This window comes from Methylobacterium sp. J-001, from assembly GCF_022829565.1.
Lineage (GTDB): Bacteria > Pseudomonadota > Alphaproteobacteria > Rhizobiales > Beijerinckiaceae > Methylobacterium.
Genome location: NZ_JAKSYN010000137.1, coordinates 186248 through 209451 on the forward strand (window position 1 = coordinate 186248; position 23204 = coordinate 209451).

The window sequence follows — 23204 nt, forward strand, 5'->3', positions numbered from 1 at the left end:
AGTCAAGCCTCGGACAGCCGCCGTGAAGACAGTCTTCGCCGCCCTCGCGATCTTCCTGGTGGCCGCAGCACCGGCCATCGCTTCCGAGACGTCGAACGTCGTCAGCGGCGTCTCGAAGCCCGCGACGGTCCAGATGGTCGTTGTCATGAACGCCGCCCCGGTACCCGTCGCGCAGGTAGCGTCGACCAAGAAGGTTCGCATCGTCCTCGCCTCGCCCTTCGGTAACTGAGCTCTGCCGGCCGGCACGGTTGTCCGATGGTCCAGGAGCTTATCTTCGGGCTTGCCGTCCGCACCCCGCCGTAATCATCCGCTAGGACTTCCCGGCCTCGACGGAGCGTGACCCGGTCACCCGTCCCGGCCATGGTTCGGGGGTACGGGTGTTTCCACGGTTTGCATGTGCCGAACGGGCACTGGCCGCCACGCTGGTAGCCGCCGTCCTCGTAAGCCTCGGGGCCTGCGGCGGACGCCCGACCGGCGTGCTGCTGCCCATCGCCGACGCGGCACCGGTCGCGGGTACGTCCCGTGTCGATATGCTGGTCGCTACGACCCGCAAGTCCGCGACCGACCGCGGGGTACTGTTCTCCAGCGAGCGCGGCGAGGCCGTGACCTACACCGACCTCGCGGTGTCGATCCCGCCGGACGCCACCCGCCAGCCCGGCACCGTGCAATGGCCGGAACGCCTCCCCGGCAACCCCGCCACCGACTTCGTGGCGCTGCGCGCCGATCCGGTCGACCGCTCGAAGGTCACGGCCTGGACCGGAAAGGCGGTGCACGGACGAGGCAAGCGCCACGTCCTGGTGTTCGTGCACGGGTTCAACAACAAGTTCGAGGATGCCGTCTTCCGGTTCGCGCAGATCGTGCACGATTCCGGTGCCGAGGTCGCACCGGTGCTGTTCACCTGGCCGTCCCGCGGCTCTGTGCTCGCCTACGGCTACGACCGGGAAAGCACCAATTTCTCTCGTAATGGCCTGGAGACCCTGCTGCGCGACCTCGCCAGGGACCCGAACGTCGGCGAGGTAACGGTGCTCGCCCACTCAATGGGCAACTGGCTCACCCTGGAGAGCCTCCGACAGATGGCCATCCGCGACAAGCGCGTGGCGCCCAAGATCCGGAACGTCATCCTGGCCGCACCCGACGTCGACATGGACCTCGCCCGGGGTGCCTTCCACGATATGGGCAAGGATCGGCCGCGACTAACCCTGATGGTGTCGGGCGACGACCAGGCGTTGGCGGTCTCGCGTCTCGTCTGGGGGGACAGCTGGCGACTGGGAGCCATCGACCCGAACGCCGAGCCGTACAGGTCCGAGCTGGAGCGCGAGAACATCGGCGTCCTCAACCTGACCTCGGTAAAGTCTGACGATGCACTCAATCACGGCAAGTTCGCCTCCGGGGACGTGGTCGCGCTTCTGGGCAAGCGCCTTGCCGACGGGCAGCCGATCTCGGACGGCCAGATCGGCATCGGCGACAGGCTAGTGAGCACGGCCGCCGGGGCCGCCTCGACGGTCGCCACCGGTGCCGCACTGGCAGTCGCCGCCCCGGTGGCCATGATCGACCCGCAGACCCGCGAGACCTACGGCGACCACCTCTCGAACGTCGGAAGCGGTTTCAAGGACACCGTCGGCTCGACGGCCGACCTCGCCGCCGCGCCCTTGCGCGCTGTCACGGGCGGTCGCTGATCATCCGAAGCAAGTAAGTCTGGATGGGGCTGACTCCTCAGCCCTGCGCAGAAGAGATGATAGTGTGGAATGTCGGGCTCACCGTTGCTGCGGAGCCGTTGGCGTGGATGGGCCTCGTCCAGGCCCAGAGCCTGGAACATGGGGCTCAAGAGTGTGCTATCCGGGGTTAGATGATCGCCGGTCCCCTCGGGGCCGTCGTTGGCGATGCGGTCGGTGCGATGGTCAGCATGGCCAACGGCAGTCCCGGCGTCGACCGGCGTGCGCGTTTCCTGATCTATGCGCTGGGCGAGCGGCGGCCGTCCTTCGCCTACGTCGGTCCCCTGCGGGTCGGTACCATTCTGCCTGAGGACGGTGTTATCTACTACGACGTGCCCACCGAGTTCGCCCTGCCGAACTACAGCTACACCGTCGTCAACGACCACCCGTGCTCGTTGACCCGCGCAGGCGCCGTGTTGTCGAGATCATAGAGTAGAAATGGTTCGATAGCAGGCTGTCCGCTTTTCCGATGGGCCTACTCTCAAGCGGCCGTTCCGCTTTCGGCCAGCTCCGGTCGCGTTGGTGGGCGCTGCTGAACGGCTGGGTTGGGTGGATTTTCGCCGGTCCGCTTCCGGGCGACACTGCGTAAAAGCGGACATGGTCGCCGCTCCCGCTCACGACCCGCCCTGAGTCCTGGCTGATCCGATCCATTCAGACATGCAAGATCCGGCAAGGGACGTTCGTTCATCCATCGCAGGGGGATAATGCCCCTCATCACGCATGCCCGAGACGATTTCAGAACTTGCGCAGGATAGGGCTAGGCTCAGGCGTCTCGCTTTTATCCTGGTAGATCGGCACGGTTACGCGCAACCAGCCGCGTGTCTCAAGTCCTGCGTAATTGCGCTGAACAACGTCCCGCGTAACGTAGGCCTGGAGATTGACCGGGCCGAAGTTGTAGCCCACGAGGCCGCCCACTGCGAACTGGCCTTGCCGAGCATAGGACGGATTGTTGGTCGGAAGGTCGGTCGATCCGAAGGCTACCGGCCCGATTTCCCATTTGCCAAAATGCTTGGTGGCCGTGAGGTCGAGGTTGAGGAAGTCGGGGTAAAAGGTACCGCTGGCCGATCGCGTATCGAAGAAGGTGCCGTACAGGAAGTTGCCTGTCAGGTTCCATCCATCGCCATTGTATGTGATGGCGAAACGTTGGTGTAGAACCGGATTTTGGATGACGATCTTGGTCTCGCTGGGTAGGTAGGCCCCGAGCAGGTAGCTGAAGTTGATATTGTTGCCGAGCTTCCAGGCCACCTGCGCAGCGAGCAGCGTCTGGCCGAACCCGCTCTGGTACGCCGCGCCCCGTGTGCTCGAAGCTGTGATCGGCTGTAGCACGACAAGTTGCAGCCGGCCGCCGACCACCTCTGCCGGTGTCGCCCAGATGAAGGACGGCAGATTGATGTTCGAGTCGGTGCCGCGTGGGGTGATGTCCCGCGAGCCGAAACTGGACGTGTCAATGAAGTAGAGCCCGATCGGCAATGGCGCGCCTGGGGCTTGCCCTACAGTCTGTCCAGGTTGTGCCGATGAACCAGCCTGCACGGGGATGCCGACCAACCCGTAGGTGAGCGAGGCGGAGAGGGCAGCGATATGGATCGGTCGGATAAGCCCAGCTGTCGTCATTCCGCAGTCCAAGCCTCTCCGTAGTCGGATCGGCCGTTGTTGCATGCCAGAACGGATTAAGTGGCCTTCCTGTGCGTGGGATGCAGAGTTGCGACACGAGCGTAGCCGTTGGGCAACATTTGTCACATCGAAGGCTCGCTTCCTTGGATGCTTCAAACCGCGCCCACAGTGAGGCCAGGTGTGTAGCGGGGCGTCTGGTTTGAAGCGCAAGGCCGGTTTCCGTTCACCACCCCTAGCCAAGATTGCCGGACGGCCGACCAATAACCGCTTATAGGAAGTGCCGACGACCGCTCACATGACTGGGTTGGGTCGGTGATGGACAGGCTGGCAGCCGTTACCTTGGAACCGTCACGGCCGGGCTAGCACGCAATAATCTCGCCGGTGCGCCGGCCGGACAGATGGCCGGTCAAGCAGCCTTTCGGGTCCTGCCCGCGGTAGCCTTGCCCGAAGCGCGCTTCCTCGCGGGCGTCGAGGGCTTAGTCTCCGTCTTGCGCGGCTGCGCCTTGGCCGGCGAAACGACCTTCTCGGAGTCGATGCTGCGCCTCAGGACTTCCATCAGGTTCACGACGTTGCCGGAGCTCGGCGCACCGGCCTTGCCCTTGCCCTTCGCCGGCTTCGGGGCCTTCCCCTTCACCAGGGCGATCAGCGCCTCCTCGTAGCGGTCCTCGAACTTCGAGGGATCGAACTTCCGGGTGGATCGCGCGATCAGCTCCTCGGCGAGCGCTCGCATCTCGGCCGTCGGATCGCCGTCGGGCATGTCTTCGAAGTAGGCCGTCGGCGACCGGACTTCGTCCTGGTAGCGCAGCAGCGTGGCCAGCAGGCCCTTGCCGTACGGTTCGAGCAGCACCACCCGTTCGCGCTTGTAAATGACGATGCGTCCGAGCCCGGCCATGCCCTTCTTCTTCATCGCATCCCGGATGACGGCGAAGGCCTCGCGAGAGACCTTGTCCTCGGCCGCGAGGTAGTACGGCTTGTCCAGATAGCGCTCGTCGACCTCGCCGCGCGTGCAGAACGCCTCGATGTTGATCGTGTGCGTGCTCTCCAGGGCGATCTCGCTGAGCTCGTCGTCCTCGACCGGCACCAGCTCGTCCTTGGCGATCTCGCAGCCCTTCACCTGATCGTCGCGCTCGACGGTATCACCGGTCACCGAGTCGACCATCAGCTGCTTGAGACGGTTGCCGGTCTTGCGATTGATCGTATGGCACTTCAGCTCCCTCGACGAGCTGACCGCCGGATACAGTCCGACCGCGCAGGAGACGAGTGAAAGTCGGAGGTGACCTTTCCAGTTGGCGCGGGCTGCCACGTCGGTCTCCTGTGTTCGTCGAAGTATTGCCGCCCATCGATGCATCCGTAGTGCAGCGATCGGGAGCTTGACGGTTCAACGAGAGTCCAACTCGACTCGTTCCTCCACAGGCACACCTGTGGATAACTTGCCCAGTATTGTAGTTCCCTCCTCCGTTCCGGCCCGCTCAGGAACCCGATCCCGCCGGTCCCGTTTCCTGGAAGCGATGACCGAGCCTCTCAAACCGTATCGGGAAAAGCGGGATTTCGAGGCATCGCCCGAGCCCAAGGGAAAGTGCGGCCGCAAGGCGGCGAAGGCGCGGTTCGTCGTCCAGAAGCACGATGCGCGGCGCCTGCACTACGACCTGCGGCTCGAGTTGGACGGCGTCCTGAAGAGCTGGGCCGTGACGCGCGGACCGAGCCTGTCGCCTGCCGAAAAGCGGCTCGCCGTCATGACGGAGGATCACCCGGTCGACTACCTGGCCTGGGAAGGATCGATCCCGAAGGGCCAGTACGGCGGCGGGACCATGATCGTCTGGGACACCGGGTCATGGGAGCCGGTCGGCGATCCGGCCGTCGGGCTGGCGAAGGGCCACCTGGAGTTCGCCCTGCACGGCGAGCGGCTCGCGGGCCGCTGGCATCTCGTGCGCATGAAGGGCCGCGGCGGCGAGAAGAAGCAACCCTGGCTTTTCATCAAGGTCGACGACGAGCATGCGCGTCGCGACGGCGACATTCTCGTCGAGCACGGGGCTTCGGTCCTGTCGGGTCGGACCAACCGGGATCTCGATGGCGGCGGGGCCGTGAGAGCCGATCACGCCGCCCGCGCCGATGTGGTGGCAGAACGGAAGACGAAGCCGCCGGCGAGCCGGTCCAAGGCAGCCCGCAAGGGGATCCTGCCGCCCTTTGTCGAGCCCGCGCTGACGACCCTCGTCGACGACGTGCCCACCGGCGACGGATGGCTGTACGAGATCAAGCACGACGGCTACCGCATGCAGGCCCGCATCGACGGTGGCTCGGTGAAGCTTCTGACGCGCTCGGGCCTCGACTGGACCGCGAAGTTCGAAGCCGCGGCCCAGGCCCTGAAGGCCATGAAGCTGCCATCGGCCCTGATCGACGGCGAGATCGTCGTCGAGACCGCGGCCGGCGTCTCCAGCTTCTCCGCCTTGCAGCAGGCGCTCGCCGCTGGCGATACCGGATCAGCAGTCTTCTACGCCTTCGATCTGCTCTACCTCGACGGCAAGGATCTGCGTGCGCTGCCCCTGACCGAGCGTAAGGACCTGCTGCTTCAGAGCCTCGACGACGCACAGCCGGGCGGCCCCATCCAGTTCAGCGAGCATCTCGCCGCCGACGGCGCGGCCATGGCGCGCCACGCCTGCAGGCTCGGCCTGGAAGGCATCGTCGCCAAACGGGCGGACGCGCCCTACCGGTCGGGCCGAACCGACGCCTGGCGCAAGATCAAGTGCAGCTCGTCAGAGGAATTCGTCGTCGCCGGCTTCATGCCGTCGACCACGGCGACCCGTTCCGTGGGGTCGCTGATCCTCGGGACGCACGAGGACGGCACTCTCGTCCACGTCGGGCGGGTCGGCACCGGCTTCCGCGACGCGGTCGCTCGGGATCTCTGGACACAGCTGGAGCCGCTGCGCATCCCAGCGGCGCCCTTCGAGGCCGAGCTGCCGCCGCTGGCGCGCCGGAACGCACGCTGGGTCGAGCCCAGGCTCGTCTGCGAGGTGACGTTCCGCGGATGGACGGGCGACGGCCAGCTCCGGCACGCGTCCTTCAAGACCCTCCGCACCGACGTGAGTCCGGACGATGTCGTGCGGGAGGCGAAGCCGAAGCCGCCGAAGGCACGGACGCGGAAGCCCGCGGAGGCGGTCGCCAAGCTGACACATCCGGATCGCGTGCTCTGGCCCGACGTCGGCCTGACCAAAGAGGGGCTCGCCGAGTACTACGCGGAGGTCGCCGACCGCATTCTGCCGCATGTCATCGGCCGGCCGCTGTCGCTTCTCCGGTGCCCGGACGGTCTCGGGTCCTGCTTCTACCAGAAGCATGCCTGGGCCGGGCTCGACGAGCGCTACATCCGGATCGCAGGCGATGAGAAGGCGGTCGTCGTCGGCGACCTTGAAGGCGTCCGCGCCCTGGTCCAGGCGAGCGTACTGGAGATCCATCCCTGGGGCGCGCCGGCCGCGGACCCGGATCGCCCGGACCGTCTGGTCTTTGATTTGGATCCAGGCGACGGCGTCGCGTGGGCCGATCTCGTCGCCGGCGCGCTGGATGTGCGCGAGCGGATGTCCGCCGCCGGCCTCACCAGCTTCGTGAAGACCACCGGCGGCAAGGGGCTGCACGTCGTCGTGCCGATCGAGCCGAAGGCCGGGTGGGACGAGGCGAAGGCCTTCGTGAAGCGCATCGCATCCGAGATGGCTAAGGACGCCCCCGACAGCTTCGTCGCGACCGTGTCGAAGAAGGCCAGGGACGGACGGATCTACGTGGACTATCTGCGCAACCAGCGCGGGGCGACCGCCGTCGCGGCCTTCTCGCCTCGGGCCCGTCCCGGGGCGCCCGTATCCGTTCCCGTCAATTGGGACGAGCTCCCGTCGCTCGGGTCCGGCGCGCGCTTCGACGTCGCGAGCCTACCGGGTCGCCTCTCCGCCTTGGGTCACGATCCCTGGGCCGGGTTCGAACGCGCGGCCCTGCCATTGGATGTTGCAGGGCGTCGGCCACGTCGGAGGGCCTAGTGGTCGAAATCCAGCGCTCGGCACTCATCGCAAGGGGCTGCTTGCGACCCCTTGCCGACCCTCGAAGGTCCGCTTCCAGGCTGTTGAAACACAGGCCAACGACCGGGTCGGGTGGAAAATGGACTGGCCGCTCTTGGCTTGCATTCGAGAATACAGGGCATTCGACAGCAGCTCGAAACTACAAATTTGTGAGCCGCCTGCACGCATCGATGCCGATTGCGCATCAATCGATCCAGGAATGATGTTGGACACGTAAACGGCTCTGCTCCACGAGTCCCGCTGAACGAAGGCTGCCGTTGCTCCGTGAGTACCGAGACGGGCCTCGACATCGGAGGATCGCCGTGGCTCAGGCAGGGCAAGCGCTCAAGCAGACCAAGGTCAGATACGTCATCCTGGCCCTGATCTTCCTCGCAACGACCTTCAACTACGTCGATCGCGCGACCCTGTCGGTCGCCGCCTCGTCGAGCCGCGCCGCTCAGGAGTACCTCGCCGTCCTCGACGAGGCCGCCTTCGGGGCCGCAACGCCGGTGCCGCCCAAGTTCATCTCGCCCGCCGATCCGGCCGCGCGCTGGACCGGAGCGCACGGCGGGCAGGCGTTCTTCGCCTACACAGCCAACTATCTGATCGACCTCGACCACGCGATCATCGTCGACGTCGAGGCGACCACGGCCATCCGGCAAGCCGAGGTCACAGCGGCTAAACGCATGATCGCGCGTTCGCGCGAGCGCTTCGACCTCTATCCCGCCAAGCTGGCCGGCGACAGCGGTTACGGTTCGGCCGCGATGCTGGGCTGGCTCGTCTACGAGCAGGGCATCGAGCCGCATATCAGCGTGTTCGACAAGTCGGCCCGCACCGACGGCACCTTCTCACGCGCCGACTTTACCTACGACCAGCCGGGCGACGTCTACCGCTGCCCGGCGGGCCAGGTGCTGACCACGACCGGCACCCTGGTCAATGACGGGGCGACGCTGCTGTACCGCGCGAGCAAGTTCGACTGCGCGCCATGCCCGTTGAAGGCGCGGTGCTGCCCGAACGAGGCGGTGCGTAAGGTTCCGCGCTCGATCTACGAGGGCGCGCGGGACATGGCCCGCGACATCGCGCGCTCCGAGGAAGGCAAAACCTCGCGGCGCGAGCGCAAGAAGGTTGAGATGCTGTTTGCCCACCTCAAGCGTATCCTGAAGCTGGACCGCCTCCGGCTTCGAGGGCCGAACGGAGCAAGAGACGAGTTCCACCTCGCAGCCGCCGCCCAGAACCTGAGGAAGCTCGCAAAGCTCCTCCCGATCCCGCAGCCGAGCCCGGCCTGACCGGCTGGCGACACCCAGCTCGAGGGCGAGAGCTCATCCCGCCCCTCTCCGATCTCGGCCGCAAACGAGTTTTTCAACGAAATCGACCATGTGCTGTCGGCGCTGATAGCCCTGGGTCACGTCGCAGTCATGGGGATGCGTGCGATGACCTTGATCTCGAAGTCGAAGCCTGCAAGCCACGTCACCCCAACAGCCGTCCAGTTTGGGTAAGGCGGCGCTCCGATCTCAGCGTTACGCACGGCCATAATCGTCTCAAACTGCGCCTGTGGGTCGGTGTGGAAGGTCGTAACGTCAACGACGTCGTCGAAGGTGCACCCGGCCGCTGTCAGCACGCCGCGCAGATTGGCGAAGGCGCGTCGAACTTGAGCTTCGAAGTTGGGTTCGGGGGAGCCGTCCTCTCGACTGCCGACCTGTCCCGAGACAAATAGCAAGTCGCCCGAACGGATCGCGGCTGAGTAGCGATGCGCATCGTACAGGGCATGACGAGCGGCGGGCGTGACGGCGTCGCGCTTAGGCATGATCACATCCTTCTCGTGTATCGGGTTGGGCAAACGCAGCGTCGATATGCGTCGCCGTTCGAGACGTTCCCCTTCTGAGCGACAGGTTAATATACGCCTCGTATGTCAGCGGATGCTCCACATACGTCACGTATGTCAACTGGCTCGATAGCGCACTGGAGGAAAGGCACATGGCCACGGGACGGCGGGCCGAGACGATGGCCGAGACGCGAGACAAGCTTCTGGGGGCCGCGCGTCGGGCGTTCGCAACCCAAGGCTACGCGGCGGCGTCCATGGATGATCTCACTGCCTCAGTCGGCCTGACGCGCGGCGCGCTCTATCACAACTTCGGGGACAAGAAGGGACTGCTCTGGGCCGTAATCGCGCAGATCGACGACGAAATGGCCGAGCGGTTGCGCAGGGTCCGCGAACGAGCGCCGAACACGTGGCAAGGCCTCCTCGACGACGGGACGGCCTACATCGAGATGGCGGTTGAGCCCGAAATACAGCGCATCATGCTGCTCGACGGCCCCGCCGTTCTCGGTGATCCTTCTAAGTGGCCGGGCGAGAACGCGTGCCTGCAAATCACGATGCGCACCATCCGGTCGCTGATCGACGAGGGCGTCGTGCACGCCCTCGACGTCGAGGCGGCGGGGCGCCTCTTGAATGGTGCGGCATTGAGTGCGGCGCTCTGGGTCGCCACTTCCGATGATCCATCCGCGGTCCGCGACAAGGCCGTCACCGCGTTCCGGCGGTTAGCGAGTGGGTTGCTGGGCGATCAGGTCTGAGGATCACAGAAAGCCGCAGACGCGCTGAACGTGACGAGCTGACATGCTCTAACAACCGCATTTGGGAGGGTCGGGCACAGGGTTGAACGGCTCAATCGGGTCGCAAGCCGCGCGTCCGCTTTTCCAGCAGCCTCGCTCCGAAGCGGACTGGCAGCAATCGGCCAGACTACGCCAGGCCGGATCGCCTTGGCTTGCAGAACCGGACGGTCGGCTTCGCGCCCATCCCGGGCATTCAAGAAATGTTTCAGGCTTCCGGAAAGCAGACATCGGACCGTGAAAATTTTCATCTGTCTTTGGATGGTCGCTGTCTAGTGTCACGCTTTCCAACGTGTGGATTTAGTAGTTCCAGAATGCAGCTATCTTGATTGCAGATGCGTGTTCATCGACAGCGCTCGCCCAGGCCCTCGTTGCGGCCACAGATCGTAAGGTCGAGGGGCTGCCATCGGCGGCGATCTGAAGGATTTAGCATTCACTTAGATCAGGATTGAGATAAACTGTCAGATGGCACACGTGCCGCCCGACACACTCAGATTGATGCCCCCGCATTCTCGCGTATCCTACGAATCGACAGGCTCCATCCAAGAAGGGGCTTCACGGAGGCGGCGGGCATGCATTCCAAATGGTCGCGCAGATCATTGTTGACGTCCGGCTTTGGAGTCGGTGTGGCCAACGCGCTGACAGGTCGATCCGCCCTCGCGCAGACTTACCCCACGCGCCCAATTCGCTTCGTCGTCGGCTATGCCCCGGGGGGCGCGACCGACGTGCTCGCTCGGCTCATCGCCGAACCGCTGGGTCGGCGCCTTGGCCAGCAGGTTCTTGTTGAGAACCGCCCAGGGGCAGGCAACAATATCGGCACCGACGTGGTCGTCCGGGCCGAGCCGGACGGCCATACGATCCTGCTTGTCAATCCGGCCAACGGTATCAACGACAGTCTGTACAAAAAGCTGAGCTTCAACTTCCAGCGCGACATCGCCCCAGTGGCGGGAATCATGCTATCGCCTAATATTATGGAGATCAGCCCAAAACTACCTATCAAGACCGTGAAAGAGTTCACCGATTACTGCAAAGCTAACCCAGACAAGGTGAACATGGCCTCGAGCGGTATCGGCACATCGCTACACATGTCCGGTGAGCTGTTCAAAGCAATGACCGGCGTCCCGATGGTACATGTGCCCTACCGCGGGGCGGGCCCGGCGATCATCGATATCATCGCGGGCCACGCCGACGTCATATTCGACAACCTGCCGTCTTCGATCGGCCACGTACGCGGGGGCACCCTGCGCGCCCTAGCCGTGACGACGGCCGAACGCTCGCCGGCTCTGCCCGATGTGCCGACTGTGTCCGAAACGGTGCCGGGTTACGAGGCAAGCGCGTGGTTCGGGATCGGTGCTCCGCACAAAACCCCGCCGGATCTGATCGCTCGCCTCAACAAGGAAGTTAATGACATCCTGGCCGATCCGGTCATGGAGAAGAAACTCACCGATCTAGGCGGGACGCCATTGCGTGTATCGCCGGAGGCGTTCGGCGCGTTGATCGCCGGGGAGATCAAGAAGTGGCGCGAGGTCGTCGAGTTTTCTGGCGCCACGGTAGACTGACAGGGCGCCCTCCGAGGCATACCATCAAGGCAGCCTACCCTCCAGACGTCTTGATCATCTCGGCGGGCGATGCATCCCGGTCCGCGCTTCCGTCCTGACCGGCGGGCGAGAAGCCACCCGAGCGCATCCGCACGACCGCGGAGGCGATCTGGACGAGGATCAATATGGCTATAGCGCCAAGCAGCGTCGCGCTGATCGGCTGCGTGACAAAGACCTTGAAGCTGCCCCGGCCGAGCAGCATGGCGCGGCGGAAGTTCTCCTCCAGCATTGGACCGAGGATGAAGCCTAGCATGAGCGGGGCCGGGTCGAGGCTCAGGCGCATCAGTATGTAGCCGAGCAGGCCAAAGGCCGCGGTGATGAACACGTCGTCGAGGTTGTTGTTCACGCTGTAGGTCCCGACACAGCAGAAGAACAGGATCGACGGGAACAGGACGCTGTAGGGAATCTTGAAGATCGACAGCCAGAACCGGACCAGGGGCACGTTCAGGACCAGCAGGAAGCAGTTCCCGATCCACATGCTGGCGACGAGACCCCAGAACAGGTCCGGGTGCTTGGCGATCATGTTGGGGCCGGGCTGGATACCCTTGATGATGAAGGCAGACATCATCAGCGCCATGACGGCGTTCTCAGGGATGCCGATGCTCATGAGCGGGATGAAGCTCGTGCGGGCGGCCGCCTCGTCGGCTGCCGCTTGGCCGGCGACGCCCTCGATCGACCCGGAGCCGATCTCGTGGCGGTACTTCGAGACCTTCTTGTCGATGGCGTAGGCGGCGAACTGCGCGATGGTGGGACCGCCCCCCGGCAGAATCCCGAGAAGCGAACCCACCACGCTGCCACGCAGCGCGCTCGGGATGATACGCTTGAATTCCGGCCAGCTCGGCATCAGCCGGATCTTGCCGTTGAACGGCGACCGCTCCTCGCGCGCGTCGAGGTTCCGGCAGATCTCGGCGATGCCGAAGCAGCCTAGTGCGACGCTCACGACGCTGACGCCGTCGACGAGCGGCGTCAGGCCGAGGGTGAAGCGCAGCGTGCCTGATTCCAAATCCGTCCCGATCTGGCCGAGCAGCACGCCGAGGAGGCACATAGCGAGGCCGTTCAGCAGGCTCCCGGTCGTCACGAGGCTCACACAGACGAAGCCGAGCAGCATGAGCGCGAAGTAGTCGGCCGGTCCGAACAGAAAGGCGACCTGCCCGAGGAGCGGCGCTAGGAAGGCCAGGACCACGATGGCGACTGTGCCGCCGATGAAGCTCGACACCCCCGCGGTGAACAACGCGAGGCCGGTGCGCCCCTTCAGCGTCATCTGGTAGCCGTCGATGCAGGCCACGATGCTCGACGCGTGCGGGATCTTCATCGTGATCGCGCTGACGCTGTCGCCGTATTGGGCGCCGTAATAGATCCCCGCCAGCATGATCAACGCGCCGTCGACTGGGATCGAATAGGTTAGCGGCAGCAGCAGGCTGATCGTGGCGAGCGGGCCGAGCCCGGGCAGCAGCCCGATCATGGTGCCGATGACGCAGCCGATCGCGCAGTACAGCAGGTTGCTCCAGGTGAGCGCGTGCTCGAACCCGAAGGCGAGGTTCGTGATCACATCCATCAGATCACCTGCAGGTTGAGGCCGAGCAGCTTCTGGAACGCGAGCGCGACGGCGATGAGGGCGACCGAGACGGCCAGCACCCGCTTCCACGAGTACGACGTGGCCGCCAGAGACGAGACCATGACGAGGAGCACGATGCCGAGGACGATGCTGGCAACCTTGGCGGCCACCACGAAGACGAAGAGGCCGAGCAGGATGATGCCGATGTTTCGCCAAGCGAAGCTGAACGGCTTGGCGGGCTCGAACCGTGACTTGACCAGTGTGACGAGGCCGATGAGCAGCAGCAGGGTGCTGACCAACAGCGGGAACAGACCGGCGCCTGCATGGGCGAAGCTGCCGATCGGATAGCGGAGCGCCGTCAGCCCGAAACAAAGGGCGATGCCGCTGATGACCGCCCCCCGGACGGCATTCTGGTTGGCCATGTCGGTGCTCCGGGCTTGACGGCGGCGCTGGCGCCGCAGAGACGCGCAGGAGGGGTGCTGGGCCCGCCCGGCGGATGCGGGGTCCGATCAGCCGGGGGCCGGACCCCGTGCTGTCGCGGCGAGGCCTCCGTCGACCAAGAGCTCGGTGCCGGTCACGTAGGACGCCCGGTCCGAGGCCAGGAACAGGGCGGCCTCCGCGACGTCGAAGGCGGTGCCCATTCGGCCGAGGGGGCACTGTGACGCCCGGACAGCTTTTATGCGCTCGAGCCCACCAGTGTAGGAGCCTGCGACAGTCTTCTCGATGCGCGGTGTGTCGATGAGACCCGGGACGATGGTGTTGGCCCGAATGCCGTAGGGCGCGTTCTCGACGGCCAGCAGGCGCAGATATTGGATCAGCGCAGCCTTAGTCGCGCCGTAGGCGAGGTGCGGATAGCCGACGTCGCGCATGCCCGCGATCGAGGACGTTGCGAGGATCACGCCGCGTCGGCGGGCGCGCATGCCCGGGATGACGGTTGTGGCCGCCAAGTGGAGCGCGGTCAGGTTCGCGTCCGAGATCCGGCGCCAATCGGCTGCCGAGGTCTCCGTTGACGGGCCGGCCTTCCCGATGCCGACGTTGAAGTAGAGGACGTCGATCCCGCCTTGCGCCGCGCCTACCGCCGCGAGGCATGCAACGAGTCCGTCGTCGTCCGAGACGTCGACGGCCACGGCCTCGGCGCTGCCGCCTTCCTGCCGGATGAGCTCCCGGGTCTCCTGCGCGGCGGACGGCTCGCGGTCGACGGCGACGACATGCGCGCCGGCTCGTGCGTAGAGAAGGCTGATCGCCTTGCCGATGCCCCAGCCGGCGCCGATCGAACCTGCGCCGAGAACCACGGCGACGCGTCCTTCGAGGTCGCGATCGAGGCTCGTCGCCTTCGCGGCAGTCGTCATCGCATTGTCCCTTCCTCCGAGGGGTCGTCGGTCCTGCGCGGCATGGGTCCGGGCGAAACCCCGCCGTGGACTGGCGGAACCGCCCCTACGCCGCGCTACATCTTCGGCACGCCGGCCTGCTCGATCACGGTCTTCCACTTCTTCAGCTCGGTCTCCCCGAACTGGCCGAGATCCTCCGGCGTCCCGCCCTCGGGGACGCCTCCGTTGTCGACGATGAACTTCGCGAAGCCGGGCTCCTTCAGCATCGCGTTCACGGCCGCGTTGACGCGGTCCACGATCGGCCGCGGGGTGTTGGTTGGGGCGTACAACCCGAACCAGGCGCTGACGTCGTAGCGCGACAGGTCGGCGCTCTTGGTCGCCTCGGCGATGGTCGGGACGTCGGGGGCCTGGGGCGACCGCTTCAACGTCGTCACCGCCAGCGCCTTCAGGTTGCCCGCCGTAACGTAGGGATAGACCGACGGCATGTTGTCGAAGATCATCTGCGTCTGGCCGCCCATGACCGAGACGAGCGCCTGGGCGCTGCCGTGGAACGGCACGTGGGTCATGCTGATGCCGGTCAACGCCTTGAACATCTCCCCCGACAGGTGCGTCGAGGCGCCTGTGCCCGACGAGGCGAAGTTCAGGGCGTCGGGATGGGCCTTCGCGTAGGCGATGAGCTCATCGACCGAGTTCACCGGAAGGTCCTTGTTCACGGCCAGGATGTTGGGGATCGTCTCGATGAAGACGATGGGCACGAAGCTTTTGACCGGGTCGTAGCGCAGCTGCGTGTAGAGGTTCGGCGCGATGCCGTGGGACGACACCTGACCCAGGAACAGGGTGTAGCCGTCCGGTTTCGCGTTAGCGGCGAGGGCCGTGCCGAGCGTGCCGCCGGCCCCGGGCCGGTTGTCGACCACAACCGTCTTCCCGAGGGCGGCGGAGAGGCCTTCGGCGACCTTGCGGGCCAACACGTCGGTGGCGCCGCCCGCGGAGTAGGGGACGATGATCGACACGGTCCGGATGGGCCATGCCGGCTGCGCCTGTGCGGCGCCGGCCGCCAATGCGGCTCCGAATGTCAGGATACCCAGGCCTCGCCGAGTCAGAGATGCCACGTTGTCCTCCCGGTTGGCTCGCGGACTTCGTCCGCGTTTCTTTTGTCGCTTCGGTCGCGACGGGCGATCAGGCGGAGCCGATCGTCATCCCGCCGCACACGTAGAGAACCTGTCCGGTCACGAAGCCCGCCCGATCGGACAGGAAGAAGCTGACGGCGTCGGCGACGTCGTCGGGGGTGCCCAGGCGCGCCACCGGCACCGCACGGATGATCGCATCGGTGCGCGGGTCGCCCGGCGGATTGACCGCGTCGAACAGGCTCGTCCGGATCGGTCCGGGCCCGACGGCATTCACCGTGATGCCGTGCCTCCCGAGTTCCAGCGCCCAGGTCTTGGTCATCCCGTGCAGGCCGGCCTTCGTCGCCGCGTAGACAGTGCGCAGCTCCTTGCCGAGGGCGACGCGGCTGGAGATGTTGACGATGCGGCCCCGGCCCGCCGCCTTCATGCCCGGAAGGAGCGCCTGCGCGCAGAGGATCGGCGCCTTTAGGTTCACGGCCGAGACCGCGTCGAGACTCGCCGGATCGGTGTCCTCCAGGGAAGCGGGGGCGACGATGCCGGCGTTGTTGACGAGGCGGGTCACCGTCCGCCCCGCGATGGCGTCGGCGAGCGTCCGGGGCAGCGCCGCCGCGTCGGACAGGTCGACCTCGACGAAGTCGTCCAGGGCGTCGTGCTCCGGCTTCACCACGTCGAGGACGATGACCTTGAATCCGTCCGCGGTGAGGCGCTGCGCGATCGCCCCGCCGATGTTGCGGCTGCCGCCGGTGACGAGGGCATGATCGCGCATCGTCAGGCCTCGTACGGGATCGACTTGTCGACGAGATCCCAGATGAACCGGCCGCTCGGGCGCTGCTGCTCCTCGGCGATATGGGCCACGAGCCCGGCCGTGCGGCCGATCAGCGAGAAACCGCGCATCAGCTCGACCGGCACGCCCATCTCGCCCAGCAGGGCGGCGGTGGCGCCCGTGGCGTTGATGGTGATGTGTCGGCCCGCTCGCTGGTCGACCACCGTCGACAGGAGGCGCAGGGCGGCGACGTGGCCGCCCTTGAGACCGTTCTCCGCCCCGATCTCCAGCAGGCGGACCGCGCGCGGATCCTCTGGGCGGTGCAGGTGGTGGCCGAAGCCCGGCATGTGGACCTTGCGGGCCTTGTGGTCGTCCACGACGCGCTCCGCCAGTGAACGCTGCGCGTCCTCCTCCAGGGCGACGAGCTGGTTCAGGATCCGGGCGTTGTTCTCGACCGTGCCGACGAACTGGCTGCCGACCGCCAGCAGGCCGGCGGCCACCGCGCCTTGCATGTTCTCCGGCGCGCTCATGTAGATGGAGCGGGTCGCGATGGCGCTCGGGGTGAAGCCGTGCTCCATCATGGTGATCATGATGGCGTTGAGGACGCGCCGCTCGCCGTCGGAGACGTCCCGTCCAAGGATGTGGGCGGCGGCCTCCGCGACGAAGTCGGGCGCGGCGCCGGGCTTCAGGATGTCGGTGACGAGGTTCTTTTCGCGATAGAAAATCGCGTCCTTGGTGTGGTGGCTCAAGGCGGTGGTCGGCGTCTTGGCGTTGCTCATGGCTGCTGCCTCTCCCGGGCGGTGCGCTCGACATGGTCTTGGACCAGGACCTGCTTCTGCAGCTTCCCGTAATTGTTGCGCGGCAGAGCCTCGTAGAAGGCGATCGACTTCGGCGCCTTCACCGAGCCCAGCCGGTCCTTGACGAAGCGGATAATCTCCTCGGGATCCGCCGCCATGCCGGCCCGCAGCTCGATTGCGCCATGGACGGCTTCGCCCCACTTGTCGTCGGGGACGCCGAAGACCGCGCAGTCCGAGACCGCGGCGTGCTGGGCGAGCACTGGCTCGACGTCGGCCGGGTAGACGTTGAAGCCACCCGTGATGATCAGGTCCTTCGCCCGACCCTTGATCGACAGGAAGCCGTCCGCGTCGAAGCTTCCGAGATCACCGGTCAGAAGCCAGCCGTCGCGGATCGTCTCAGCGGTCTTGTCCAGCTGCTTCCAGTAACCCGTCATGACCAGGTCGCCGCGGATGGCGATCTCGCCGTAGGCGCCGGTCGGCAGGATGGTGCCCTCGGGATCGAGAATCGCGACCCGGGTCAGCATGGTCTCGCGGCCGACGGTGGCGCGCTTGTCCGGGATCATGAGCTCTTCGGCCGAGATCATGGTGGCGATCTGTGGCGCCTCCGTTTGGCCGTAGGTCGAAGCGATGCAGGGGCCGAACACGGACTGCGCCTGCGCGATCGCGTCGGGGCGCATCGCGGCCGAGCCGTAGACGAGGTTGCGCAGATGCGGGTAGGTGCCGCGCCGCGCCGCCGGCAGCTCCATCATCATGTAGATCACGGTCGGCGGCAGGAAGGTCGTGGCGATGCGCTCCTCGGCGAAGCAGCGCAGGATCTCCTTCGGCCGCGGCTGGTCGCGCAGGACGAGCGTCCCGCCGGTGCCCAGCGTCGGCAGGATGTAGGTCGAGGTGCCGTGGGTGATCGGCGCCGCCGCCAGCAGCCGCTCGCCCGGCTTCAGGCCCCAGGCGGCGATCTGGGTCGCGATGTTGGTGTTCCATGCCCGGTAGGGCTGCATCACACCCTTGGGCTTGCCCGTGGTCCCACCGGTGAACTTGATCGCCTGCGTCGCGTGGAGCGGCAGCGCATGGAAGCACGGCGCTGCTCCAGCATGTGCCCGGGCGAGGCCGCCCGTGGTTCCCGCGCCCCCGTTCGGGTCCGCCACCAGGATCGCGGCTCCGGTACCCTCGACCAGGGAGCGCGCCGCCTCATCGGCGATTACGATCGAAGCCTCGGTGAAGGTTATGCCCGACCCGATCTCGGCCGACTTGTTCTTTGGGTAGAGCGGGACCCAGACCTTTCCGGCGGCCAGCACGGCGAGCCACGCCACCACGTGCTCGACGTGGTTGAAGCAGCAGATGCCAACGCGCGACTGCGGCTCCGGGTCGAGGGCCTGCAGGCCGGCTGCGAGCGCCCCGGCGCGCGCGACGAGATCGGCGTAGGTGACCCGGTGGTCGCCGAACTCCAGGGCGATCGCCTCGGGGGTCCGGGCCGCCTGACGGAAGAAGAGGTCGATCGGATACATCGGTCAGGCGGCCTCGGCTTGGAAGCCCGCATCCACGACGGCGCGGCGCAGGGTCTCGGCGAGCCCGGCCCGGGCATCAGGGTGCAGGTACGAGATCGTGTTGGTGACCGAAACGGCGCAGACCAGGGCGCCGTCCTTGAAGACCGGAATCGCCAGAGCACCGATGTCGGGGATGATCAGCGCCTCGTTCACGACGTAGCCGTCGATCGGAAAACGCTCGCAGGCCTCCGTCGCGATCGCCGCCGTCAGCCGTCCGTACTTGAGGTACCTCTCGGCCTCGCGTCCGATGATCGCCGCCCGAGCCCCGGCGGGATGCGCCGCTAGAAGGGCGAGGCTCGCCGCGCCGACGCCGAGCGGGCGCCGGGCTCCCACCTTCAGCGTGCTGACGAGGATCTGGGCGCGTCCTTCGATGACCGCGATGCAGAGGGACTCCCCCTGGGACGGTACCGACAGATTGATGATGCCGCCGATTGACTGCTGCGCGATGTCGAGGAAGGGGCGAAGTGTCTTGCGGAGCTGAAGAAACTCCAGATCGGGACCTGCCCGGTTGACGATCTCGTAGGGCATCAGCCCGAGGAAGTACCGCTTCGTATAAGGATCGAAGTTCAGGAAGTTCTCGTCGACGAGAGCCGTAAGCAGGCGGTGGGCGGTCGCGACGTGAAGACCGGTGCGCGTGGCGGCGGAGCTCAGACTGACGCCCTTCTGGCTGCGCTCGGCGACGACGACCAGCAATGCTAGCGCCTTCGACAGAGACGAGCGCGGTTCCTCCACGCGGGGCGCGGCTGTCTCCAGCAGCATCCTTCCTCCCGGAAATCTTGTTCGTTGGCTCCAGTGTGCAGTCCCGAATCCAAGACTGTCCAGGCCAATATCTCGGATCCCGAAAAATTCTTCTCGCTAGGCGAGAAAGTTTATGATGATGACAGTTCTCGGCTGCTAGGCTGGCCGCTGGCCTGTTGAAGGGACAGCATCGATGCCTCCAGGCTCGTAAGCGTCTGCGTCTTCTGAGTACTAATGAACACGCGTTCCGTACCCCGCTACATCGGCGTCGAGCCGAACAACGGCGTTGAACTGAGCCGCATCGTTCTCCTAGATAAGGATCGGTGCTGAAGCATGGCCCCTATCGAAAATCTGCTCAAGTCGTTGCAATGTCGGATGCAATTAGTTCGAAGATGGGGCTGCAACCGATGCCAATCGTGAGCCCATCCAAAATTTATATTTGCTTACGACATCAATAAGTGGGGAGCGCTTTTGCGAGCCTCATGCTTCGACGCCGATCCACAGCGATTGCTGCGTCAGAGCGCCCAGATTGTAAATAAGCGTCGAAGGTTCGCCCCTCCCAAATACAGCTCAATACGTTGAAATTTAAGCTGAAATTTGCTTGGAAGTGGAGTCACGATCGGCGCCGATCGTGACCCCACCTCTGTGTCAATTTTTGTAGATCGATGAGAGCGTTAGCTTCGATCTTGCCGGGGTCATGCTTCGGGTCTGACGCAATCTCGATGCAGGGCGGCTCATGGTGTGCCGATCAGCCGAGCTTCGATCAGGTCGAGTTTGGCACGGCCGAACATCTGCCGCTTCACGAGCTTCAGACGGGTGATCTGCCCTTCGGTCTGGCCGTTCGACCATGGTTGCGTGAGAGCTGCAGCGACAGCCGCCTTGTCCTTGAGCAGGCCGCCGGCGAAGGACGCCAGAAGGCTTCGGGCCGCGGCCTCGATCCAGGTGTCGAGATCCGGTCGACCCCGTGCGCGGATCATGGCCTGGAAGCGCGACAACAGGGTCCTTGCCTCGTCGAGCCTCGGCACCTCCGCCTCGATCGTCGCCACGATGACGGCTTCGGCCTTCGTCAGGCTGTCCCGATCCGTCGTCATCAGCCGGGAGAGGATGCGTGCTGACGGCACCTTGCTGGGAGCGCCCTCCGGCGCTCGCTCACTGCGTCGCCTCCGCGTCGCCCATTCCCCGACTACCCGCAGGCTGCCGGTGAACCCGCTCGCGCGAAGCCGCCGCCAGAGTTCAGCCCCGTTGCGGCAGCCGGCCGCCCATTCGGCATCGAGCTGGGGCAGATGGGCATCCAGGCTGCTCTGGCGGGCGCGGAAGACGTCGCCGGTCAGACCGCGCAGCACGTCGCGCACGAGTTTGCGGCTGTGCCTGGTCGTCCGGGCAATCTTCTTGATCGACATGCCTTGTCGCGACAGAGCCAGGATCGCCTCGCCGGTCGCCTCCCTCCGCAGATAGCCGTCGTACTGCAGGCGCTCGGCGCAAGTCAGCCGTTCGGGATCGACCGTCGCGGCTCCCACAGCGATGCGGATGGCGGACATCGACTTGCGCACGGCATTGAGGAAGGCGGCGCTGGCGTTCTCCATCAAGTGCCATCGGTCAGCGACCTGGATCGCCTTGGGCAGCGCCCGCGTCGTAGCCTCGCCGTAGCAACCACCGCGGTCGCGGGCGACGACGGTAATCTCGGGATGGGCCGCAAGCCACGCTTCGACGGTGCTGCTCTCCCGATCCGGCAGCAGGGCGATGACACGCCCACGCCGGGCGTGGGATAGGGCGAACCTCAGTGACGAAGACCCGGGCTGAGATTGGTACGAAACAGAGGCACTCTGGACCGAAGCGACCTGGGGCCCGACGTCAACCGGTGTACTGGGTCTGTCTGTCTGACGCCGCTGAGCACGCGAGCTTCCTGGCGTTTGCCTCACGCATGGCTGGCCGGTCCTTCGACATGCTAGATGCGACCGGGCTTCGGCATGACGGGCAGCAAACATCAACGATTTTCGGAGATAGCAGGAACATAAGTGTCGACAATATTTCCGACTTTATCTACTACGCATATCATCGTAGCCTCACGTACCTCATACATCATAGGTTTCTGATACGTGATACGAAATCTAACGGGTGCGAAATAATCCCCATCCTTGTCAGTCTTATCTTCGCCGACAGACACGGCTTCGACTTCGGTCATTCCGTCCTTTCTAGCCTTGCCAATTATGGTGTTGCGACAGGTCTCAACTGTACGATTGCGTCCTGGCGTTTCGGGTAGAGGCTGGCCTATGGTGTCCAATGCGGACGTCGTACCTTTCACAAGACCTGTTCCGGGAACAATCGACAAAACGCTCTGCTCTTCAGGAGGCGCAACTTCAGGTCCGACTGGGAAGAGTGGCAACGGCTTCTCCCACGTTGCAGGGGAATTGCCGGGAACTGCAGTCGCCTCCTGCGCCGAAGCAGGTATGCCGAAAGCCGATATGATGGCGGCTGCGCAAATTGAACGTGTAAACATCGCTCTCATCTTTCCAAAAACTCCTGACCCGTAATATGGCCCAGTGTGTTACTGCGTTGGCGCCAGAACCGACGGCATCGTCCATTGAGGGGACGACGCAGGTACCGGCGATAAGACGGTTACATCGCCCCGACCTGAGCGATGCAATGAGCCGTGCGCAACTCCACCAACGTCGATCCGGGTGCGGATATGCCTCGATGTGCGAGCGATGCTTGCAGTCTCCTCTGTGTCGCGAAAGGAGCCTGACGAAGGGGAATTTGCAACTACTGACTGTGGGCGCCTCACGGATCGCACCTGCTTTGTCGACCCCGAATTCAGGGGCGGCACTGCCGGAATGACGTCTCCCGGCAACGTCGTCGGTATGGTTCGTTCGGCAGTTGGATGAACCGTGTCTGGAATGATGGTCGCCACAAGACCTGGAGACGATAAAGTGGCGGTCTCAGGCGTCGGTTGGACAACCTTCTCGGATGAATCCGCCTCCTCAGCCGAAACCGGTGTAGGCCCTGAAGCAAGTGGGACAGCGTTCGTCCTTGCAGCTTCGGTTTGGCCTTCTGCCCGCAGTAGTTCAGTTGGTGAGAGGGTTTCTGCTCCAGCCGAGCGTGCAGGTGTTCCGGTTTGAAGCGGTGAAGGATCGGTAGTTCCACCCCCGGCGACGAACTGGTCGCCTAAAAGGCGCGCAGCATTTAGTGGCGTGGAATCGATGAGCGGCTGCTGCGAGTTGATACGAGGCGGCAGAAAGGCCAGTCCTTCTTCGATATCTGCCGCATTATGACTTAAGAATGAGCGACGCCTATCTGCATAGATCAGGACATTCGGATTTCCATTGCCAGCGGTTGATTCCGTTAGGTGCGGGACTTCGATCCAGGTCGGAAATACCGCCGGTACTGCAGCATGCGTGGATCTGCTGAAATCTGCCGATGAAATCCAGCCATTTTGTAGACCGAGCCAAGCGGCACCGACACCAAGCAGCGCAAGCGTAAATAGACAAGACAGCGAGATCACAGCCAAAGCCGACGGATACTTCGCAGACCTAGCGACTGCGAGTTGTCGGGTTGCACCCAGGGGTTGAAACTCCCGCACGGTAAAAGGATCGGTCCTGAGCATGATTGTGTAAATGCATCAGATTGAAAACAGTTCAGAGGTCGACATTTAAAACTGCGCATTGAGATAGGCTAACTGAATTGCTCCGTCCTTAGAGCTGTTGTCGTTTAGGTTGGGTCATAAGCGTCGTATCCGGCGGCGGCGATGTAGTTGCGGCATTCCGCTGGAGTGAAGGCTGCGAAGGCCCGGGCGATGGCTGCC

General features: G+C 64.9%; 19 protein-coding genes and 1 pseudogene. 7 read left to right on the top strand and 13 right to left on the bottom strand.

Annotated elements, in window-relative coordinates; genetic code table 11:
• Positions 1–22: 22 nt before the first annotated feature.
• From MKK65_RS18040 to MKK65_RS18050, 3 genes are all read left to right on the top strand, one after another.
• Entirely contained in the window at positions 23–229 is a 207-nt protein-coding gene (locus MKK65_RS18040; protein WP_147907794.1) for a hypothetical protein, read from the top strand.
• Positions 230–377: 148 nt separating this feature from the next.
• A complete protein-coding gene (locus MKK65_RS18045) occupies positions 378–1676 on the top strand; it encodes an alpha/beta hydrolase (RefSeq protein ID WP_243959430.1) in 1299 nt (432 codons plus the stop codon).
• 170 nt (positions 1677–1846) lie between these two features.
• Entirely contained in the window at positions 1847–2143 is a 297-nt protein-coding gene (locus tag MKK65_RS18050) for a DUF1236 domain-containing protein (RefSeq protein WP_243959432.1), read from the top strand.
• Positions 2144–2447: 304 nt separating this feature from the next.
• Here the strand turns inward: MKK65_RS18050 and MKK65_RS18055 are convergent, their stop codons facing one another.
• Positions 2448–3323 carry a transporter gene (locus MKK65_RS18055; RefSeq protein WP_243959434.1) on the bottom strand — a complete coding sequence of 292 codons (876 nt, stop codon included), beginning with the start codon at positions 3321–3323 and terminating at the stop codon, positions 2448–2450.
• A 406-nt stretch (positions 3324–3729) separates the two neighbouring features.
• Complete coding sequence (locus tag MKK65_RS18060) at positions 3730–4626, bottom strand: Ku protein (protein ID WP_243959436.1); 897 nt, start codon at positions 4624–4626, stop codon at positions 3730–3732.
• Positions 4627–4831: 205 nt separating this feature from the next.
• Here MKK65_RS18060 and ligD point away from each other — a divergent pair, with 205 nt between their 5' ends.
• A complete protein-coding gene (gene ligD, locus MKK65_RS18065) occupies positions 4832–7336 on the top strand; it encodes a DNA ligase D (protein ID WP_243959438.1) in 2505 nt (834 codons plus the stop codon).
• A 431-nt stretch (positions 7337–7767) separates the two neighbouring features.
• Positions 7768–8640, top strand: a pseudogene (locus MKK65_RS18070) (transposase); the annotation flags it as partial.
• A gap of 116 nt (positions 8641–8756) precedes the next feature.
• On the opposite strand, the gene MKK65_RS18075 reads toward MKK65_RS18070, so the two are convergent.
• Positions 8757–9158: a RidA family protein gene (locus MKK65_RS18075; RefSeq protein WP_243941752.1), complete on the bottom strand. Its 402-nt coding sequence runs from the start codon at positions 9156–9158 to the stop codon at positions 8757–8759.
• Between the two features lie 170 nt (positions 9159–9328).
• On the opposite strand from MKK65_RS18075, the gene MKK65_RS18080 reads away from it, so the two are divergent.
• A complete protein-coding gene (locus MKK65_RS18080; RefSeq protein WP_243959441.1) occupies positions 9329–9925 on the top strand; it encodes a TetR/AcrR family transcriptional regulator in 597 nt (198 codons plus the stop codon).
• A gap of 608 nt (positions 9926–10533) precedes the next feature.
• Positions 10534–11520: a Bug family tripartite tricarboxylate transporter substrate binding protein gene (locus MKK65_RS18085; protein WP_243959443.1), complete on the top strand. Its 987-nt coding sequence runs from the start codon at positions 10534–10536 to the stop codon at positions 11518–11520.
• Between the two features lie 34 nt (positions 11521–11554).
• On the opposite strand, the gene MKK65_RS18090 is transcribed toward MKK65_RS18085, so the two are convergent.
• The 10 genes from MKK65_RS18090 to MKK65_RS18135 form a co-directional block, all read right to left on the bottom strand.
• Positions 11555–13114, bottom strand: coding sequence for a tripartite tricarboxylate transporter permease (locus tag MKK65_RS18090; protein WP_147938824.1), 1560 nt, complete (start codon positions 13112–13114; stop codon positions 11555–11557).
• On the bottom strand, positions 13114–13536 hold the full coding sequence (locus MKK65_RS18095; protein ID WP_243951014.1) for a tripartite tricarboxylate transporter TctB family protein: 423 nt from the start codon (positions 13534–13536) through the stop codon (positions 13114–13116). Before MKK65_RS18095 ends, MKK65_RS18090 begins: the two co-directional genes overlap by 1 nt.
• An 87-nt stretch (positions 13537–13623) precedes the next feature.
• A complete protein-coding gene (locus MKK65_RS18100; RefSeq protein ID WP_243959445.1) occupies positions 13624–14463 on the bottom strand; it encodes an SDR family NAD(P)-dependent oxidoreductase in 840 nt (279 codons plus the stop codon).
• 95 nt (positions 14464–14558) lie between these two features.
• On the bottom strand, positions 14559–15551 hold the full coding sequence (locus tag MKK65_RS18105; protein ID WP_243959447.1) for a Bug family tripartite tricarboxylate transporter substrate binding protein: 993 nt from the start codon (positions 15549–15551) through the stop codon (positions 14559–14561).
• 67 nt (positions 15552–15618) lie between these two features.
• Complete coding sequence (locus MKK65_RS18110) at positions 15619–16332, bottom strand: SDR family NAD(P)-dependent oxidoreductase (protein ID WP_243959449.1); 714 nt, start codon at positions 16330–16332, stop codon at positions 15619–15621.
• Between the two features lie 2 nt (positions 16333–16334).
• Positions 16335–17108, bottom strand: coding sequence for a citryl-CoA lyase (locus tag MKK65_RS18115; protein ID WP_243959451.1), 774 nt, complete (start codon positions 17106–17108; stop codon positions 16335–16337).
• On the bottom strand, positions 17105–18628 hold the full coding sequence (locus MKK65_RS18120) for a class I adenylate-forming enzyme family protein (protein ID WP_243959452.1): 1524 nt from the start codon (positions 18626–18628) through the stop codon (positions 17105–17107). The genes MKK65_RS18115 and MKK65_RS18120 overlap by 4 nt, the downstream gene beginning before the upstream one ends.
• Before the next feature lie 3 nt (positions 18629–18631).
• The gene (locus MKK65_RS18125) at positions 18632–19426 is read right to left on the bottom strand and encodes an IclR family transcriptional regulator (RefSeq protein WP_147938830.1); all 795 of its coding nucleotides are present in this window, start codon (positions 19424–19426) and stop codon (positions 18632–18634) included.
• Between the two features lie 713 nt (positions 19427–20139).
• Positions 20140–21390, bottom strand: a complete 1251-nt coding sequence (locus MKK65_RS18130; protein WP_279596808.1) for an ISL3 family transposase — start codon at positions 21388–21390, stop codon at positions 20140–20142.
• The gene (locus tag MKK65_RS18135) at positions 21390–21911 is read right to left on the bottom strand and encodes a hypothetical protein (protein ID WP_243959454.1); all 522 of its coding nucleotides are present in this window, start codon (positions 21909–21911) and stop codon (positions 21390–21392) included. Before MKK65_RS18135 ends, MKK65_RS18130 begins: the two co-directional genes overlap by 1 nt.
• Positions 21912–23204 lie beyond the last annotated feature (1293 nt).